3 protein-coding genes are annotated in these 4,655 nt (G+C 59.8%); all 3 read right to left on the bottom strand.

The window, feature by feature from the left end; translation table 11 throughout:
- Positions 1–247 precede the first annotated feature (247 nt).
- Positions 248–751, bottom strand: coding sequence for a hypothetical protein (locus ASE56_RS17025; protein WP_156371706.1), 504 nt, complete (start codon positions 749–751; stop codon positions 248–250).
- Between the two features lie 238 nt (positions 752–989).
- Positions 990–1,499 (bottom strand): hypothetical protein, encoded by a 510-nt coding sequence (locus ASE56_RS17020; protein ID WP_156371705.1) that lies wholly within the window; start codon positions 1,497–1,499, stop codon positions 990–992.
- A gap of 1,894 nt (positions 1,500–3,393) precedes the next feature.
- The coding region (locus ASE56_RS16610) for an RHS repeat-associated core domain-containing protein (RefSeq protein ID WP_235556993.1) at positions 3,394–4,655 on the bottom strand (1,262 nt) is incomplete at its 5' end.

The raw sequence follows: 4,655 nt of genomic DNA, 5'->3' as shown, positions 1-4,655 counted from the left end.
CCGGCCGGCGGCGTCATGCGCAAACGTGGTCCGCTGCCCGTCCACCGTCGCCGACGACCTCGAGCCCGCGGCGTCGTACGCGTAGCTCGCGCCCTCCGACGTCGAACCCACTCGACCCGCCGCGTCTAGCGTCGCCGTTACTGCGCGGTCGCCATCTCGCGCGTCACTCGGACCAGTGCGACAGATCACCGAGCCATCTCCTCCCACACCAAAGTCTTATTGAGGGGCGCAAAGGGTCCGCTCAAGGTCACGAGCAAGGTGCCTGTGTCACAACACCAGCGGGAGACAGCCAGTTTCCGTTCGATATCTGCGCCTTGGATGACACTGTGAACTGCGGGTTCGGCCCCGTCAACTCGCTTGCGGAATCTCCGAAGTAGATAAAAATCAGACTGCCGTCGCCCATCTCGAATTCTTTGCCTTGAAAATCCAGCCCACTTGGACCCGTTCGAAGGGAAAAGGCTTCACGATTGTGCAGAGAAAAACTTCCGTAAGCGGACAGGACCTCATCTTCCCCGTCCTCCGACAAACTGCTGCGATGGTGGACTGAAATATATCTGTAAGGCCCAATTTCAGACCCGCACCACACAAACTCCAGCCCGCCTCTACCCTCTGTCGCAAAAATTGGGAAGGCATTGTTCGAGCTCCATAGAAAAGAGGTTAGGGTACTTCCCAGACTGGCAATTGCAACGAGCGATGCCAACACGCGCATCCCATTACGAAGCATTTCGTTTCTTTCGACAAATTTGGTCACAGTTCCCCTCCTTCAATCCAGCTTCGAGTTCGAAATAGTTCAGACATCCGGCGTTCCCGGTGAGTGCCTGCGAAACTCCCGCGGCTCCTATGTGATAGACCCCAAACGAACCGCACCCCACCCGCCCATTATTCGAAATGATTGCAGTCGGCGTCGACGTGCCACCCGCCTCTCCGTAAGACTCCCTATGTCGAAGGGGACACAGTTGACCGCTGGCGATGTGAGCACTTCGCTGCAATCAGTCGTCCGCGGCGACGACAAGATTCAAAAGATTTCGGCCGGGGGAAATCGCAACGAACTCATGGAACCCGTCAACCCCGACCACGTCCCCCCACTCACGTCTTGCCAACGCGCCTAGCAAAGGAAGCTCCCATACATCGAAGCCAACGGGAACGACGCTCTCAACGAACGCTTCCAAGTCTGACGAGAAGGACTGCGGCGTCGGGCCATGCAAATCCGCCCACATTCTTAGCCGTGCCAAAACCCGGTCCCTATCGATCGGATTGAATTTGGAGGCGCGTATCGCGTCTAGTTTATAAGGCCCATGAATTCGCCCACCAGGATCAGCGGCGTCCGATCTAGGGACGTCATATCCGTGGTCGTACCAGGGGCTTGCGACAAGGCTGGCCAACACCTCAACAGCAGCTGCCGGCTCAACCACCTCAAACCTCCGCACATCGACCCAACGATAATCTCCGCGCGGGAACAGCATTTCACTGCCGCCTAAGTAGCGCAGTCTCTCGGCCATGCTCTTTTGCTCCGATCATCGCTCAGCTCGTCTCAGTTTTAAGTTTCGCCATCTTGCGAAGTAGGGGCGTCTGGAAGAACGCGATCACCGTCCTAGACTTACCCGCCTGTGCGAATCTTCCACTGCTTACCCTCTGCCGCAATTTTTATGTCGATGGTGGGGCCGACCGACTTGGGGGTAGGGCGCCAACCGATGCGCGTGCCGTCCGCGAGCAGAAAAGCGCTGCCGCCATTCCCCGGGTTCGCAACGGGTGACGCGCCAGCAGTCCAGTTTTTATAAATTCTCAACAGCTCATCCTCTGTGGAAACTTGCCGCACGTTTAGTTGCTTGCCGGCATCGAGCTTGCTCCAGGTCCCCAGCAGGGTCTCTTGCGATATCAGCGGAACTTTCGGCGGCACAATAACGTTGGGCGCTCGAGCGGCACCTCGCACGGCGGCCGTCCCTGCTGAGATCAGTGGGACCGCTGGTCTGATGGCTCGGTCGACGCCTTGGGTTCAGTCCCAAAGATTCTGGACCCACTGGTCTTGTTTGCGGACATTCGCTTTCGCGTCGGCATAAGCGCGTCCGCATGCCTCGTTGATGGCGACCTGGCCCGGGCACGTGCCCACCTTCACGTCTCTGCCGCAAGCGACAGTTGGCTGCGGCGTAGCTCTGACGGCGGGGCTGGGCTTCGTGTTGCACGTTGTGTAGGAGAAGACACACCCGTTGCGACACGACCAGTCCGAAGCTGTGCACCCTGTCATGGTTGCGACGTGGCGAAGTGCGGTCGTCTTTGCTGAGCGTGATGCGGGCTTTCGAACCGTCGAGTTCACGGCGGGCCCGCGCGATGTCTTTGAAAAGACGCGAGCGCTGGGATCGAGAAGCTCCCGACCGACGGGTTTCGCCGGTTCGCCAGGTTGAGCAAGCCCACGTTGTTCCTCTGCGCCTGACTGGTGACCCCCGCGGGACGGACTGACCGGGTGCCCTCGCTGACGCGCATGTGCACGAACCCGAACGCGTCTGCGTAGGTGACGGGCGAGTTCTTGACGTAGGCGTATCGGTTGAGGGATTGAGGGTCGTCTTGCTGGCCGCGCCAGGTGTCGGCTTGCAGCCAGGACCCGATGGAGAACTGTGGGCGAAAGTCACTTGACGACCCATGGTTACTTTCTCCGCAATCTGATTTTACAGGCTGACTCGATTTTGACGTGAATCCGATACTCGGACCATCTCAACTGCTTGCTTCTTGTCGGAACAATTTCTGCGCTCCCAGAGTCACGGAGAGTCATTTGCACCGAGTGACCCTCAGCGTTTTGCAGCCCCCAGGTTTCGACGAGGTCCGGACCCGAGTGGGTTCGGCCACCTCATTAAGAGATAAGAACACACTCGATGAAAAAGTTAACCCGAACATGACATCCCACGCCCCGGTGCGCACAATACCTCTCATCAACACCGGGGTGATGCCGCGCTACCGTCTGGCCAAATCCAGGCCCCAGGAGACGGTTCGCGGTTCGAGATAGCGTAGGACGCGCTTGGCAAGTAGACGGAGGGGTCAGAAGCGCTGATAAACACGAATATTAGAATACGACCGCCGCCGAGTGGAACTGGGTGCACTTCCCTAGAGATAGCCCCGGCTGGAGGTTGACTAGCGGAGAACTGCACCCCCGGGGAGAGCATGAAAAGGCCCTCAATCGTTGCCGCAGCTTTATCCACGCGCTGAGGGCGGAAGGTCGCATAGTCGATCTGAATTTCCTCGACGCCTGGTATTTCGTCGCCGCACCAGCGAAACACGACTTCACCGGATTGGATACTCAACTGAAGTGGCAGGTCGTTCGGCCTACTGGGAACACAACCGACCACCGCCGCCAGAATTGCTACCAGCAGGGCGATGAATAAACCGCGCACTCCCGCAGCAAGTCTACGATTTGCATACACGTCCGTACCCCCCTTCCTTCAACCCAGCATCAATTTCAAAATAGTTCAAACAGGCGTAACTTCCCGAGAATATAGTCGATGTTGCCATAGAAGAACCGTAGGCGACAAGAAACCCAACATTTCCCCACCCTGCCCGCTGCTCGGAATGTCTCATCTCATGCGAAAGTAAGTCGTCGTCCGCCATCACTCTGGAGAAACTTCTGTCCGTCACGAATACGTCTCCGAAGGTAGTTCCGCCTCCCGCCGGGTTTGTATCCGAAACGCATACAATGAGACCGTTTTTCGCGATCCGGCACTCTCGACTACCGTTGTACCAGGCGATGCCCAACCCAACCGCCGTGGAAGGAAGGTTGGCAAACTTTCGGATTTCTGGCGCCCAGTGCATCACGTTAGTCAGATCGAGTGAATTTGCGACGTAGACGTTCCCCGTCAGAGTGCTGAAACCACGCGCGCCGGCGGACAATGCCGGCGCACGCTCCCCCGTGATCTGTGAAAGCGTTCCTCGGCAACCCCGGTCCATTGCCCCGCAACCGCGGACGGTCTGGATGTGCCGCAGCGATTGCAGTCCGCCGGATCGTGACCGCGGCTGATGCACCGTGCCCTTGGGTACCGGGCCGCCGAACCGCCCGTTCGACGTCCCCGGGGTCTGGGCCGGGGGCTGTCCGATCGTGGTTCGGTGGGCGTTGACGCGGTTGCGGAACCGGATCTCCTCGTTCCGCGCCTCACTCCGATACGCCGTCTGCCGCGAACCCGAACCGCCACCCACACGCGTCCGCGCAAACCCGAACGCATCCGCGTACGAAACCGGCGAGTTCTTCACGTAGGCGTACCGGTTCAGCGACTGCGGGTCACCAAGCTCACCGCGCCACGAATCCGCCTCCAACCACGACCCCACCCCCGGGTCGTACGAGCGCGCGAAGTACTCGTCCACACCGAGAGTGGCATCCCCCGGCTGACCGTCGTAACCGACCGCGGCATCCCACCCCGACGTTGCGAATGTCGCGCCACCGAAGTCGCCGTACGACACCAGGTCGTCGAGCACTCCCCCGCTCGACGCCGTCGCCGTCACGTCGCGCGCGTCGCCGAGCAGCCACGACACCTCCGACGCACCCGACTGCACCAACGCGCCACCGGCAGCGTCTCGCAAAAGACTTGATGCCCCATGACGAGAGCTCGAACCCGCAATAGGTAGCAGCCCGTCCCACGCCCGCGTCGCCTCGTCCGTCCCGAACGCCTCGGTGTCGC

The sequence above is a fragment of the Microbacterium sp. Leaf203 genome (genome assembly GCF_001421275.1).
GTDB classification, from domain to species: Bacteria; Actinomycetota; Actinomycetes; order Actinomycetales; family Microbacteriaceae; genus Microbacterium; species Microbacterium testaceum_A.
The sequence above is the reverse complement of the archived record's forward strand: the minus strand, read 5'-3'. Positions and strand labels throughout refer to the sequence as shown.

Coding starts and splice junctions, on each gene's coding strand:
- ASE56_RS17020 (WP_156371705.1), bottom strand. CDS start 1,499: ATGGCCGAGAGACTGCGCTACTTAGGCGGCAGTGAAATGCTGTTCCCG.